Source organism: Rhodanobacter sp. UC4451_H18, assembly GCF_052978225.1.
In genome coordinates, this window is the sequence record NZ_CM129663.1 from 2,780,550 (window position 1) to 2,794,223 (window position 13,674).

The 13,674-nt window shown below is 68.2% G+C and carries 13 protein-coding genes; 8 read left to right on the top strand and 5 right to left on the bottom strand.

Features of this window, described 5'->3' with window-relative positions:
* Positions 1 to 100: 100 nt before the first annotated feature.
* From ACVCMG_RS12485 to ACVCMG_RS12495, 3 genes are read right to left on the bottom strand one after another with little or no spacing between them, the layout of a single operon-like run.
* Complete coding sequence (locus ACVCMG_RS12485) at positions 101 to 892, bottom strand: polysaccharide biosynthesis protein (RefSeq protein WP_395120355.1); 792 nt, start codon at positions 890 to 892, stop codon at positions 101 to 103.
* The gene (locus ACVCMG_RS12490) at positions 889 to 2,442 is read right to left on the bottom strand and encodes an XrtA system polysaccharide chain length determinant (protein WP_395120354.1); all 1,554 of its coding nucleotides are present in this window, start codon (positions 2,440 to 2,442) and stop codon (positions 889 to 891) included. The genes ACVCMG_RS12485 and ACVCMG_RS12490 overlap by 4 nt, the downstream gene beginning before the upstream one ends.
* A 33-nt stretch (positions 2,443 to 2,475) precedes the next feature.
* A complete protein-coding gene (locus ACVCMG_RS12495) occupies positions 2,476 to 3,096 on the bottom strand; it encodes an XrtA/PEP-CTERM system exopolysaccharide export protein (RefSeq protein WP_395120353.1) in 621 nt (206 codons plus the stop codon).
* Positions 3,097 to 3,249: 153 nt separating this feature from the next.
* On the opposite strand from ACVCMG_RS12495, the gene tviB reads away from it, so the two are divergent.
* Positions 3,250 to 4,527, top strand: a complete 1,278-nt coding sequence (gene tviB / locus ACVCMG_RS12500) for a Vi polysaccharide biosynthesis UDP-N-acetylglucosamine C-6 dehydrogenase TviB (RefSeq protein ID WP_447114266.1) — start codon at positions 3,250 to 3,252, stop codon at positions 4,525 to 4,527.
* Positions 4,528 to 4,591: 64 nt separating this feature from the next.
* Positions 4,592 to 5,614, top strand: a complete 1,023-nt coding sequence (locus ACVCMG_RS12505; RefSeq protein ID WP_395120351.1) for an NAD-dependent epimerase — start codon at positions 4,592 to 4,594, stop codon at positions 5,612 to 5,614.
* Positions 5,615 to 5,663: 49 nt separating this feature from the next.
* Here ACVCMG_RS12505 and ACVCMG_RS12510 read toward each other — a convergent pair whose 3' ends face one another.
* The gene (locus ACVCMG_RS12510; protein WP_395120350.1) at positions 5,664 to 5,879 is read right to left on the bottom strand and encodes a twin transmembrane helix small protein; all 216 of its coding nucleotides are present in this window, start codon (positions 5,877 to 5,879) and stop codon (positions 5,664 to 5,666) included.
* 59 nt (positions 5,880 to 5,938) lie between these two features.
* On the opposite strand from ACVCMG_RS12510, the gene ACVCMG_RS12515 reads away from it, so the two are divergent.
* Genes ACVCMG_RS12515 through cyoE form a run of 4 tightly spaced genes read left to right on the top strand, consistent with a single transcriptional unit; the run spans position 5,939 to position 9,342 of the window.
* Complete coding sequence (locus tag ACVCMG_RS12515) at positions 5,939 to 6,667, top strand: SURF1 family protein (protein ID WP_395120349.1); 729 nt, start codon at positions 5,939 to 5,941, stop codon at positions 6,665 to 6,667.
* Positions 6,668 to 6,701: 34 nt separating this feature from the next.
* Positions 6,702 to 7,274, top strand: a complete 573-nt coding sequence (locus tag ACVCMG_RS12520; RefSeq protein WP_447097951.1) for a hypothetical protein — start codon at positions 6,702 to 6,704, stop codon at positions 7,272 to 7,274.
* Positions 7,274 to 8,434, top strand: coding sequence for a COX15/CtaA family protein (locus ACVCMG_RS12525; protein WP_395120347.1), 1,161 nt, complete (start codon positions 7,274 to 7,276; stop codon positions 8,432 to 8,434). Before ACVCMG_RS12520 ends, ACVCMG_RS12525 begins: the two co-directional genes overlap by 1 nt.
* Positions 8,435 to 8,439: 5 nt before the next feature.
* Positions 8,440 to 9,342 (top strand): heme o synthase, encoded by a 903-nt coding sequence (cyoE, locus tag ACVCMG_RS12530; RefSeq protein ID WP_447097953.1) that lies wholly within the window; start codon positions 8,440 to 8,442, stop codon positions 9,340 to 9,342.
* Between the two features lie 100 nt (positions 9,343 to 9,442).
* Here cyoE and ACVCMG_RS12535 read toward each other — a convergent pair whose 3' ends face one another.
* Entirely contained in the window at positions 9,443 to 10,201 is a 759-nt protein-coding gene (locus ACVCMG_RS12535) for a 4'-phosphopantetheinyl transferase family protein (protein WP_447114267.1), read from the bottom strand.
* 452 nt (positions 10,202 to 10,653) lie between these two features.
* Here ACVCMG_RS12535 and ACVCMG_RS12540 point away from each other — a divergent pair, with 452 nt between their 5' ends.
* Both ACVCMG_RS12540 and mgtA read left to right on the top strand, forming a co-directional pair.
* Positions 10,654 to 10,881 carry a hypothetical protein gene (locus ACVCMG_RS12540; protein WP_395120344.1) on the top strand — a complete coding sequence of 76 codons (228 nt, stop codon included), beginning with the start codon at positions 10,654 to 10,656 and terminating at the stop codon, positions 10,879 to 10,881.
* Positions 10,882 to 10,982: 101 nt separating this feature from the next.
* On the top strand, positions 10,983 to 13,622 hold the full coding sequence (gene mgtA / locus ACVCMG_RS12545) for a magnesium-translocating P-type ATPase (RefSeq protein WP_447114268.1): 2,640 nt from the start codon (positions 10,983 to 10,985) through the stop codon (positions 13,620 to 13,622).
* Positions 13,623 to 13,674: the final 52 nt, after the last annotated feature.

The following is a 13,674-nucleotide window of genomic DNA, read 5'->3' on the forward strand; positions in this document are numbered from 1 at the left end:
GAAACCGCATCCGATGGCTTGCCCCTGGCGCTGCGAGTCTGGCAGATCCGCGCGGAACCGTGCGGTCGGGCGGAGTGTCGCAACGCCCCGCCGGACGGCCTCACGGTGCGTGGTTGAACACCACTCCGGCCACCTTGTTCGCATCGAAACTGGCCACCGCCTGGCTGATCGCCGCCGGCGTGTCGCGGCCGTAGCCGGCCACCACCACCACCTGGTCGGCCAGCTCGGAGAGGATGCGCGCGTCGGGCGAGCCCTTGATCGCCGGCCCGTCCAGGAACAGGTAGCGGTCCGGGTAGCGGCAACGCAGCGAATCGACCACCGCGCGCATGCGGAACGAGGAGAAATACTCGCCGCTGTTCTCGCGCGTGGAACCGGCCGGGATCAGGCGCAGGCGCGGGATGCCGGTCGCGTAGATGATCGACTTGATGCCGATCGACGGCTGTTCGAGGAAGTTGATCAGGCCCTCGCTGCCGCGCGCCACCCCCAGCGCCTCGTGCTGGGTCGGGTAGCGCAGGTTGCAGTCGATCAGCAGGCTGGTCTTGGCTTCGTCGAAGGCGAACGCGAGAGCCAGGTTGCGCGCCACGAAGCTGCCGCCCGACTTGGGGCTGACCGGCACCACCATGGTCACGAAGTTGCGCTCGCCGCCGAGCCACAGCAGGCGCGTGCGGATCTCGCGGAAGGCATCGGACTGCGTTCGCACCGACTCGTCGCGGTGGATCAGCCGGCGCTCCTCCAGCTGCCGCGGCACCAGTGCACCGGTTTCCGACATCAGCGCGATCGAATGGCCCGGCGCAGCCTTGGCCTCGTCGCCGGCGGCCGCGGCCCGTTCGCGGGCCTCGGGCTCGCGCGAGAGCAGGTTGATTACCGACTTGTCATCGTCCCGAGCGTTCATGCCAGTCCCTTCAGCTTCAACCAGAACAGCAGCGCATAGGCCAGCACCACGCACAGCACGATCGCCACCAGCGCCAGGTTGCGCCGCCGCTCGCGCTGATGGTCGCCCGGTGTCGGGTAAAATGGAACGGTCGCCAGTACCGGCAGGCCGGTCGCCTGTTCCAGTTGCTCCGCCGAGCGCACGCGCGGATCGAAGCGGGCGAAGCCGAACAGCACGCCGAACGGGACCGCCAGGCCGGCGAGGATGCCGGCGATGCCGAAGTGCATGAAGCGCAGTCCCGAGGGCACCAGCGGCATTACCGCGGGGTTCTGCACCACGAACGAGGCGCCATCCTGGTCGGAGTCGAGGTTCATCGACACCCGCGCGCTTTCGCGGCGCTTGAGCAGGTCCTGGTAGACGTCGCGGTTGACCGTGTAGTCGCGGGTCAGCTCGGCGGTGACCGCTTCGGAGTTGGCGATGCGCTTGCTGCGGTCAAGCTCGGAGTCGAGCCGCGCCTGCGCCGCGCCCAGCCGCGCGGTGGTGGCGGCGATGTCCGAGCGCAAGGTGGCGAGCTGGCTGCGCATCTGCTGGTAGAGCGGGTTGAACTGCACGGCGCTGCCGTTGGTGCCGGTGTCGCCGATCGCCCGCGGCGCCTTGGCCGATTGCTGGTCGGCGCTGGCCAGCAGGCGGCGCAGGTCCTCGATCTGGTGGCGGGTACGCACCACGTCGGGATATTCGTCGGTGTAGGTCAGGCGCAGCTTGTCCAGTTTCGACTGCAGTTCGGCGAGCTGGCTTTCGTAGATGCCGTTGGAGGTCTGCACCGCGTTGACCTCCGACTCGCCGGAGAGCTGGCGCTCCAGCGAGCCGGCCTGCGAGCGCTTCTCCATCAGGTCCATCTGCGCCGTCTCGATCTGGTTGCGCAACTGGCTGATGCTGGCGTTGGTGTCGGCCTCGCTGCCCGGGCGCGCGTCGGCGTTGGCGTTGCGGTAGTCCTTGAGCTTGTTCTCCGCGTCGGTCAGCTTCTTGCGGTAGGCCTCGACCTGGCTGTCGATGAAGTCGAAGGCGTCGCGGCTCTCCTTCATCTTCGAGGCCACGCTTTCGCTGATGAACAGCTGGCCGAACGTGCGCGTTACGTCGAAGGCGCGCCGCGCGTCGCTGTCGTGGTAGCTGATGGTGATGAGGTTGTCGCGCGAGATCGTGACCAGGGTGCGCGCCTTGATCTCCTGGATCAGCTTGTCCTGGTCGACCGGGGAGGGTTTGTGCGCCATCCAGCCGCCGGCCACCAGCACCTGGTCCATGACCTTGCGGCTGAAGATCACCGCCTTGGCGATGCCGGCGCGGTTGGTGTTGCCGGTGGCGGCGGCGGCGCCTTCCATCAGCGGCGTGATGATGCTGCTCTTCTGCGCCAGGATGGTGACCGAGGCGTCGTAGCGCTGTGGCCAGTTGATGCCGGCGATCAGCGCCAGCATCGCGATCGAGGCAAAGATGACCGCCAGCGACACGCGTCGTCGCTTGGCCTCGGTCCACAGCACCGGGAGCAGTGCCAGCAGGGGATTGGGTTCTTCGTTCATGGACGGGTCGACTCGCGTGCCTGTGCCGGCAGCTCAGAACGCCCGCTGCGGCACGGTGATGACGTCACCCGGCTGCACCGGGTAGTTGGTCGTCAGGTTGCCCTTCTGCAGGATGCTGTCCAGCCGGATCGCGTACGACTGCGTGGCGTCGCCCGATTTGCGGTACAGCTCGGTGCGGTCGGGCGCGGCGAATTCGGTGGTGCCGCCGGCGGCGAGCACCGCGTCGAGCACGGTCATGCCCTGGCGGTAGGGGATCGACACCGGCGTGCGCACCGCGCCGGTCACGCGCACGCGCGAAAGGTATTCATGGCTGCGCAGCGAGGTGAGGATCACCGCCACCTGCGGGTCGCGCACGTAGGCCTGGAGCTTTTCCTTGATCTCCGCGGCGACCTGTTCGGGCGTGCGGCCGCCGGCCTGCACGTCGCCGATCAGCGGCACCGTGATCATGCCGTCCGGGCGCACGGGTACGCTGACGCTCAGGTCGGGGTTGTGCCACACCGACACCTGCAATTGATCGTCCACACCGATATGGTAGACGGCGACCGCCTGGGCTTCGGGGTTCACCGAAGGTGCCTGCGTCGAGCCGGGACCGGTGGCACAGCCGGCAAGCACGAGCAACAGGCCGAGCATGAGCAGTTGGCACAACGATTTCATGGCAATCCTCCTGATTGTCTTTCAGAATGTGCAGAATATCACGGCAGGAACGTCGACAACCGGATATGCGGACACGGCGCGCGGACTGCGCCGGACCGGCCGTCGGCCCGCTTCGCGCCGCGCCCCATCAAGGAAATCACGGGACAGTTACCTATGCAGCAGCTGGAAAACACCAGGGTCGCCATCGTCGGGCTGGGCTATGTCGGCCTGCCGTTGGCGGTGGAGTTCGGCCGGCGCTACGACACGGTCGGATTCGACATCCGCGCCGCACGGGTGGACGAGCTGCGCGCCGGCCACGACCACACGCTGGAGGTCGATGCGGCCGAGCTGGCGGCGGCCACCCGCCTGCGCTTCAGCGCCGAGCTGGAGGGCATCCGCGGGTGCAACGTCTACATCGTCACCGTGCCCACCCCGATCGACGCGGCCAAGCGCCCCGACCTGACCCCGCTGGTCAAGGCCAGCGAAAGCCTGGGTCAGGTGCTGGAGCGTGGCGACATCGTGGTGTACGAATCCACCGTCTACCCCGGCTGCACCGAGGAGGTCTGCATCCCGATCCTGGAGCGCGTCTCGGGGCTGGTCTTCAACCGCGACTTCTTCGCCGGCTACAGCCCGGAGCGGATCAACCCGGGCGACAAGCAGCACCGGGTCACCAGCATCCTCAAGGTCACCTCCGGCTCCACCCCCGAGGTAGCCGACTTCGTCAACCGGCTGTACGGCTCGATCATCACCGCCGGCACTCACCAGGCCAGCTGCATCAAGGTGGCCGAGGCCGCCAAGGTGATCGAGAACACCCAGCGCGACCTCAACATCGCGCTGGTCAACGACCTCGCCAAGCTGTTCAACACGCTGGGCATCGACACACTGGAAGTGCTCGAGGCGGCCGGCACCAAGTGGAACTTCCTGCCGTTCCGGCCGGGTCTGGTCGGCGGCCACTGCATCAGCGCCGATCCGTATTACCTCACCCACAAGGCGCAGGAAGTGGGCCATCACCCGGACGTGATCCTGGCCGGCCGGCGCACCAACGACAGCATGGGCGAGTACATCGCCGGCCAGGTGGTGCGGCTGATGGTGCGCAAGAGCATCAATCCGGTGCACGCGCGCATCCTGGTGCTGGGGCTGGCGTTCAAGGAGAACTGCCCGGACCTGCGCAACACCCGCGTGGTGGACATCGTGCACGCGCTGCGCGGCTACAACACCGAGGTGGACGTGTTCGATCCATGGGTCGACGCGGCGGAGGCCAGGCACGAATACGGCCTGGAGCTGGTCGACGCTCCCGCCGCGGGCGCCTACGACGCGATCATCGTGGCGGTGGGCCATCGACAGTTCGCCGCGCTGGGCAGCGCCGGCATCCGTGCGTTCGGCAAGCCGTCCAGCGTGCTGTACGACGTCAAGTACGTGCTGCCGCGCGCCGAGGTCGACGGCCGGTTGTAGACCTGCGCTGCGCCTTGCGACTGCGTATCATGGGCGGGTTTTCACCGCCGCAGGCTGCTTCCGCATGAAAGTCCTCGTCACCGGCACCGCCGGCTTCATCGGTTCCCACGTCGCCATGCACCTGCTCGAGCGCGGCGACGAGGTGATCGGCATCGACAACCTCAGCGACTACTACGACGTGGAGCTGAAGAAGGCGCGGCTGGCGCGCTTTGCCGATCGCCCGGGCTACCGCCACGAACCCGTCGACCTTGCCGATCGCGCGGCGATCGAGGCGGTGTTCGCGCGGCACCGGCCCCAGCGGGTGATCAACCTGGCCGCGCAGGCCGGCGTGCGCTACGCGGCGCAGAACCCGCACATCTACGTGTCGACCAACGTCACCGGCTTCCTGCACGTCATCGAGGGCTGCCGCCATCACGACGTCGAGCACCTGGTCTATGCCTCGACCAGTTCGGTGTATGGCGCCGACACCAGCATGCCGTTCTCCGAGCACCAGTCGACCGAGCATCCGCTGACGCTGTACGCGGCCTCGAAGAAGGCCAACGAGATGATGGCGCACAGCTACGCGCACCTGTACGGCCTGCCGTGCACGGGGCTGCGCTTCTTCACCGTCTACGGGCCGTGGGGCCGGCCGGACATGGCGTTGTTCCTGTTCACCCGCGCGATCCTGGCGGGCGAGCCGATCAAGGTGTTCAACCACGGCCACCACAAGCGCAGCTTCACCTACGTCGACGACATCGTCGAGGGCGTCGTGCGCACGCTGGACAAGATCCCCGGCAAGGACCGCGGCTGGGACGGCAACGCACCCGACCCGGCCAGCAGCGGGGTGGCGCCGTACCGCATCTACAACATCGGCAACGAGCAGCCGGTGGAGCTGCTGCGCTACATCGAGGTGCTCGAACAGTGCCTGGGTCGCAAGGCGCAGATGGAGATGCTGCCGCTGCAGGCCGGCGACGTGCCGGACACCGAGGCCGACATCTCCGACCTGATCGCCTCGGTCGGCTACCGGCCGCGGGTGGGCGTGGAGGAGGGCGTGGCGAATTTCGTGCGCTGGTATCGCGACTATTACCGGGTCGGCGGGCAAGCCTGATCGACGTGGCGCGCGCCGCGGCAACGCCGGGGCGGCACAACCGCTACAATTACGGGCTGACGCCGTGCGGGTGCAGCCAGCCCATCCAGATGCCCAGCACGACCATGCCGATCAGCACCAGCGACAGGCCGATGCGGCGGGTCAGCGCCCAAACCGTTCGTCGGTCGTCGTCCTTGTCCTTCATCATGAAGAACAGCGCCTGGCCGAGATTGAAGATCACCACCAGCAGTACCACCACCAGCGCGACTTTGTAGATGGTTTCCACGTGATCGGTCCGAGCGATTTCGACAGCGGCAGTATAGCCACCCGCGGCAGCCGCACCGCGTGAACGGCTTTCGCCGTCCGTCGTGGTGGGCGTTGCTGCTGACGGCGGCCGGCGCCTTGCTGTTCCTGCGCCTGGGCGTGTGGCAACTGCATCGCGCCGACTTCAAGGAATCGCTGCTGCGGCGCTATGCCGCAGCGGAAACCGCGCCATCGCAGGACTTCGCCATGGTGGCCGCCACGCCGCCGGCGGGCAGCTTTCCGCGCGTGCAGGTGCACGGCCGTTACCTTGCCGACCGGCTCTATCTGCTGGACAACCCCAAGCATGACGAGCGCGGCGGCGTGGAGGTGTTTGCGCCGTTCGAACTGGCCGGGCACGCGCCGCTGCTGCTGGTCGACCTGGGTTTCCTGCCCGGCAGCGGCAACGGCAAGGCGCCGCAACTGCCGCCGTTGCCGGCCACGCCGGTCGAGCTGCGCGGCTTGTACGTGCCGCCGCCGCCGACCGGTTTCGAGATGGGCGGCAATGCGCTGGCGCGGCAGACCCGCTGGCCGAAGCAGAGCATCTACCTGGCGATGGGCCAGGTGGCCGCCGACCTCGGCCGGCCCTTGTACCCGCGCGTGCTGGCGCTGGATGCGGACGCCTCCTCGATCTACGTGCGCCAGCACACGCTCGACCTCTCGATGCCGCCGGCGCGACACCGCGCCTATGCGTTCCAGTGGTTTGCCTTCGCCGTCGCCGCGGTGGTGATCCTGCTGGTGCTGCATCGCAAGCGCCCTCCGCGCGGGCGATGATGACCCCACCGATGTCCTGTGATGAATGTCCACGATGAACACCGCTGACCCCAACCGCACGCGCAAGAGCCGCATCCACCTGTTGCTGATCGCACTGGTGTTCCTGGCGCCCATGATCGCCGCCGGCGTGCTCACCTTTGCCGGCTGGCAGCCGGGCACCAAGGGCAACGGCCAGCCGATCGTGCCGCAGCGCAATTTCCTCGACGAGCACCTGCGCGTCGTGCTGGCCGATGGCGGCGATTACGCCTGGCGCGACAGCGAGCCGCGGATGACCCTTGTGGCGCTGGCCGGCCCGGATTGCGCCACGCAATGCCTGGCCACGCTCACCGCCATGGCCAAGGCGCGGGTGATGCTGAACCACAAGCAGGATCGCCTGCGCCTGCTCTACCTGGGCACGCCGCCTGCCGATGCGGCGGCACGCGAGGCGATGTCGACGTACTGGCAAACCGGCCGCGATGTCGACGGCAAGCTCGACGGCTATCGACCCGCCACGCCCGACAGCGTCGGCGCGCTGCTGGTGGAATCCAACGGCACCGCGCTGTCGTTCTATCCGCCCGGCTTCGATGCCGCCGGCCTGCTGCGCGACATGCGCAAGGTGATCAAGTGATGTCGGCGCGTCAGCGGAAGTTTCTGCGCGGCTTGTCGCTGCTGGCGGCGCTGTTCGCCTTCGGCCTGGTGATGTTCGGCGCCTTCGTGCGGCTGTCCAACGCCGGGCTGTCCTGTCCGGACTGGCCCACCTGCTACGGCCAGGTCACCTGGCCGCAGCACGCGCAGGCGGTGGCGCACGCCGACGCGGCGTTCCCGGACCGTCCGTACGAGGCGCACAAGGCGTGGCGCGAGCAGGTGCATCGCTTCCTCGCCGGCACGCTGGGCGTGATGGTGCTGGTGCTGGCGCTGGCCGCCGCGTGGCGGGACCGGCGCGTGCGCGCGATGGTGGTGGTCGGCGCGATATGCGCGGCGATCGGCGTGACCATGTACATGCGCGGCGAGCATGTGTTCTCGTCGGTGCTGGCGGGCGTGGCGATCGCCGCGCCGCTGTTCGGCGCGTGGCGACTCGGTGGCGGCGGCGCGCGGCGGATCAGCGTGCTGGTGTTCGCGGTGATCGTGTTCCAGGCCATGCTCGGCATGTGGACGGTCACCTTGCTGCTGAAACCGGTGGTGGTCACCAGCCACCTGCTCGGCGGCATGCTCACCTTCGGCCTGCTCTCGTACGTGGCGCTGCGTTTCGCCGGCGTCGCCGCGCCGGACCAGCGCCTGGCCGCGCTGCGCAGCCTGGTGGTGGCGGGCGTGGTGCTGCTGGCGTGCCAGATCGCGCTGGGCGGCTGGACCTCGTCCAACTACGCGGCGCTGGCCTGCGGCTACGGCCCGGGCTCGTTCCCGCAGTGCCTGGGCCAGTGGGCGCCGCCGACGGATTTCCGCGAAGGCTTCATCCTGTGGCGCGGCATCGGCGTCAACTATGAAGGCGGCGTGCTGGACATGGCCGCGCGCAGCGCGATCCAGATCGCGCACCGGATCGGCGCGCTGGTGGTGTTCTGCTACCTCGGCTGGCTGGCGTTCAAAGCGGCGCGCCGGGGTTTGCGGGCGCACGCGCTGGCGATCGCGCTGATCCTGCTGGCCCAGGTGACGTTGGGCATCAGCAACGTGTATTTCGGCCTGCCGCTGCCGGTGGCCACCGCGCACAATGGCGTGGCGGCCTTGCTGTTGTTTGCCCTGCTGGCGACGTTGGCGCGCACGCAGGCGGCCGTGCCGATATCAGAGGAGTCGTGAGCGAGATGGAGTTGATCCGCGAATATCTGCAGCTGACCAAGCCGCGCGTCGTCGCCTTGCTGGTGTTCTGCGCCGTGATCGGCATGTTCCTCGCCGTGCCCGGCCTGCCGCCGTGGCGCGGGCTGGTGTTCGGCACGCTGGGCATCTGGATGGCGTCCGGTTCGGCGGCGGCGTTCAACCACCTGATCGACGAGCGGATCGACAAACTGATGGTGCGCACCGCCCGCCGCCCGCTGGCCACCGGCAAACTCACCGCGCACCAGGCGCTGGCGTTCGCGGTACTGCTGGGCATCGCCTCGATGCTGGTGCTGGCGCTGCTGGTCAACACGCTGACCGCACTGCTGACCTTCGGCGGACTGATCGGCTACGCGCTGGTCTACACCCGCTACCTGAAGCGCGCCACGCCGCAGAACATCGTGATCGGCGGCCTCGCCGGCGCGATCCCGCCGGTGCTGGGCTGGACCGCGGTCACCGGCGAGTTGCACGCATTCGCGCTGCAGCTGTGCCTGATCATCTTCGTGTGGACGCCGCCGCACTTCTGGGCGCTGGCGATTTTCCGCCGCGAGGATTACGCGCGCGCCGGCGTGCCGATGCTGCCGGTCACCCACGGCGTGGTCTACACCCGCTGGCAGGTGCTGTTCTACACCATCCTGCTGGTGCTGGTGACCCTGCTGCCGGCGATCACCGGCATGAGCGGGTTGCTCTACCTGGCTGGTGCGATCGTGCTCGACGCGGGCTTCCTCTACTACGCGATCCGCCTGCTCAACCCGCCCGACGAGCTGTACCCGATGAAAGTATTCAAGTACTCCATCGTGTACCTGATGGCCTTGTTCGCCTTCCTGCTGCTCGACCACTGGCTGGTCGACCCGCTGCTGCAGCATGGGGCGGTGCTGCAGCAGATCGGTTGAACGGTGGCGCGGGCTGTGCGCGCGTCGTTGGGGGGCTTCGGCGGGGGATTTTCGGATGGGTTGTCGGCGGCGACGGAAGGCGAGCGCGGTGTCGCCGCCTTCACCAGACGAAGCTGGTCGCGACCGTGTCGGGGCGGAGCATCCTGAAGCTGACGGGGTGGCAGCTGCCTTCCGGCAGGTCGGGGCAGAGCGTTTCCGCCAGCGTCAGGGTCAGGCGGCCGGCATCGGCGTCCAAGGCGGAAACCCGCGCGGCGCTGAAATCGAAGTAGCGGCCCGCTGCCGCGTGCGCGCCCTTGAAAAGACTCTCCTTGGCGGAGAACGCGATCGTGAGGAGCATGTCGTCGGACAAGTGACCGTGCTGCTTCTCCAGCAAGGCGAGTTCGCCCGGCGTGAAGGCGAGTTCCCGCACCGCGTCGCGGGCGGCGGCCTCGATGACATCTTCGAAGTCGATGCCGATGCCCCTCACGGCCGACGCCTCGACGGCGATTGCGCCAGCGAGGTCGCGCGTGTGCGTGATGCTTCCCGTCACGCCCGCCTGCCACCGTGGTTCCCTCGATGATCCGATGCCAGGAATCGACGCAACGACGCCGAGGCGCTCGATCGCGTGGCGGGCCGCGATCCGGCCCGCCAGAAACTCGGCCTGCCGTTTGGGCACGGCCCTCTGCAGTGCAGCCGGAAGCGGCACGCCATGCTGCTCGAAGGCAGGCAGGGCGAACGCCGCGGAAGAGAACTCGATCACGAAGGCCGGGGGCACTCGTGGGTCATCATCGCCCACTTCCAGCCAGCGTGCGCTGCGCAGCAGCGCGTCGTGCCCGTCGCATTCGGGCGAGAGTCGGCTGGATCTGTCTTGCGCTGTCAAGAATGTCTCCCTGCGTCCATCGGCTCCCGACGCAATCGAGGCCGCGGACCATCTTTGGTGCCGCAAGCGGTGCCGGGAGTCGGGGGCAAGCATAGTGGGATCGGGCAGCGCGCGCCGTCGTGGCGTTCGTTTCCCGCGCCGGTGGCATGAAGGTTTTCCATCCATTTTTCGAGGTCACGCGCGGCCCGGCGATTGACAGTTTTGCACTGCGGCACGACAATGCGCGCGCCCTGCGGCGCGCTGCGCCGCACGGCTTCCAGTCCTGACAAACCAAGGCATATGGACGTTTACCCTAGTCGCAACGTCGACATCCGCTCGCTTCGGGTGCCGGCGCCGCACAACACAAGTTGAACGCCTGCGGCGACCGCCTGCGGTCGGCTGGTGCTTTCCACTAGGGAAAGTCCGGCCCACTCCTGAGGACGCCGACGGCGTCGTTACCAGGAGATGAGCCGATGAAGCTCCTTCACGATTTCTTCCGCTGGCCGTTTGCCGGCGTCCGTGCCGTGGCGTCCCAGCCGGCGGCGTTGCCGCGTGATTTCAGCGTGACCGTGCCGGCCCCGTTGGCCGGGTCGGCGAGCCCTTCGCCGCAAACCCTGGAACCCTCGCGCAACGGACGACGCGAGCCGGCCTCGTTCCTGCGCTCGCCGCGTCGCCGGCGGCTGGGCCGCGCGCACCGATGATCCACCGCTGCGGACGCTGCCCCGGGCAGTCCGTCCGCGCCCTGCGCATTCGCTGACGCCACGCGCGTCTTTCCCGGCCACGCGTTACCCGGACGCACCCGATGAGCAAGCCATTCCCGACGCGCGGCCGCGATGCCGCCGGTGCGCCGCCGCCCGCCCTTGCGGCCACGCTCGGGCATGCGTTTCGCAGCCCCGAGGCGCTGCTGGACGCGTTGCAGAGCAACCCCGGCGGGCTCGACGCCGAACAGATCCGCGCGCGCCTGCAGCGTGACGGCCTGAACGAGGTCTCGCGCGAGAAACCGCCGCACTGGTCGCTGCAGTTGCTGCGCGCGTTCCGCAACCCGTTCATCGTGGTGCTGCTGGTGCTCGCCGGCGTGCAGCTCGCCACTGACGGCAACGATCTCACCGGGCCGCTCATCATCGCGGTGATGGTGGGCATCAGCGTGTTGCTGAGTTTCACCCAGGAGTACCGCTCCTCGCGCGCCGCCGAGCAGCTCAAGGCGATGGTGCGCAACACCGCCACCGTGCGGCGCCGCGCCTCGGACGGCCACAGCGAGCAGATCGAGGTGCCGGTGCGCGAACTGGTGGTGGGCGACATCGTGCAGCTGGCCGCCGGCGACATGGTGCCGGCGGACCTGCGCCTGCTCGGCGCCAAGGACCTGTTCATCAGCCAGGCGATCCTCACCGGCGAGTCGGTGCCGGTGGAAAAGGCGGCGCCCGCGGCGACGATGCCCGGCGTCGTCGACGACCCGCTGGAACTGGCCAGCGTCTGCTACATGGGCACCAACGTGGTCAGCGGCACGGCCAGCGCGGTGGTGCTGGCCACCGGGGCGCGCAGCTATCTCGGCTCGCTGGCGCACAGCATGGCTGGTGCGCGCGTGCAGACCAGTTTCGATCGCGGCATCCGCTCGGTGAGCTGGCTGCTGATCCGCTTCATGGCGGTGATGGTGCCGGTGGTGTTCGTGATCAACGGGCTGGACAAGCACGACTGGGGCGAGGCGTTCCTGTTCGCGCTGTCGATCGCGGTGGGGCTGACCCCGGAGATGCTGCCGCTGATCGTCACCGCCAACCTGTCCAAGGGCGCGCTGGCGATGTCGCGGCGCAAGGTGGTGGTCAAGCGGCTCAACGCGATCCAGAACTTCGGTGCGATGGACGTGCTGTGCACCGACAAGACCGGCACGTTGACGCTGGACCGGATCGTGCTGGAGCGCCATCTCGACCTCGACGGCGAAGCCTCCGACCAGGCGCTGGAATACGGCTACCTCAACAGCCGGTTCCAGACCGGCCTGAAGAACCTGCTCGACAAGGCGGTGCTGGCGCATCGCGACCTGGAGGCGGCGGCGACGCGCTATCGCGTGGTCGACGAGATCCCGTTCGACTTTCAGCGCCGGCGCATGTCGGTGGTGCTGGCCGACGGTGCGGGCGAGCACCTGCTGATCTGCAAGGGCGCGGTCGAGGAGATGTTGTCGATCTGTGCCTGGGCGCAGACCGGCGGCGTGATCGAGCCGATGACCGGGGAACGCCGCCGCGCGATCAAGGCGATGACGCACAGCCTCAACGAGGACGGCCTGCGCGTGCTGGTGGTGGCCGTGCGGCGACAACCGGCGCAGGCGCATGCCTATGGCGTGGCCGACGAGGAAGGCCTGGTGGCGGTCGGCTGCCTGGCCTTCCTCGACCCGCCGAAGGACTCCGCCGCCACGGCGATCCGCGCGCTGCACCAGCACGGCGTGGCGGTAAAGGTGATCACCGGCGACAACGAGGCGGTGACCCGCAAGATCTGCCGCGAGGTCGGGCTCGACGTCGGCGAATCGGTGCAGGGCCGCGACATCGAATCGCTCGATGACGCTGCGCTCGATGCGCTGGTCGCGCGCGTCACCGTGTTCGCCAAGATGTCGCCGCTGCAGAAGGCGCGCGTGGTGCGCTCGCTGCAGCGGCTCGGCCACACGGTGGGCTTCCTCGGCGACGGCATCAACGACGCGCCGGCGCTGCACGATGCCGACGTCGGCATCTCGGTCGACACCGCCACCGACATCGCCAAGGAGTCGGCCGACATCATCCTGCTGGAGAAGAACCTGATGGTGCTGGAGGAGGGCGTGCTGGAAGGCCGCGTCACCTTCGGCAACATCATGAAGTACATCAAGATGACCGCCAGCTCGAACTTCGGCAACGTGTTCAGCGTGCTGGTGGCCAGCGCGTTCCTGCCGTTTTTGCCGATGCTGCCGTTGCAGATCCTGGTGCAGAACCTCTTGTACGACATCTCGCAGCTCTCGATCCCGTTCGACCGCATGGACGAGGAATACCTGAGCAAGCCGCGCAAGTGGGATGCCGGCGACATCGGCCGTTTCATGGCGTGGATCGGCCCGGTCAGTTCGATCTTCGACATCACCACGTTCTGGCTGATGTGGCACTACTTCGGCGCCAACTCGCCGGCGCACCAGTCGCTGTTCCAGTCCGGCTGGTTCATCGAGGGCCTGCTCTCGCAGACCCTGATCGTGCACATGATCCGCACCCGGCGCATCCCGTTCCTGCAAAGCGTGGCCTCCGCGCCGGTGCTCGGCTTGACCCTCGCGATCATCGTGCTCGGCATGCTGATCCCGTTCAGCACGCTCGGCGGCAAGATCGGCATGGTGCCGCTGCCACCGATGTACTTCGCCTGGCTGGCGCTGACCCTGGCCAGCTACTGCGTGCTGACCCAGCTGGTGAAGGTCATCTACATCCGCAGGTACGGGCGTTGGCTCTGATCGCCATCCGCGTCATCTGATTCCGCACCCCGGGTGATTGCGCCGATCGGCG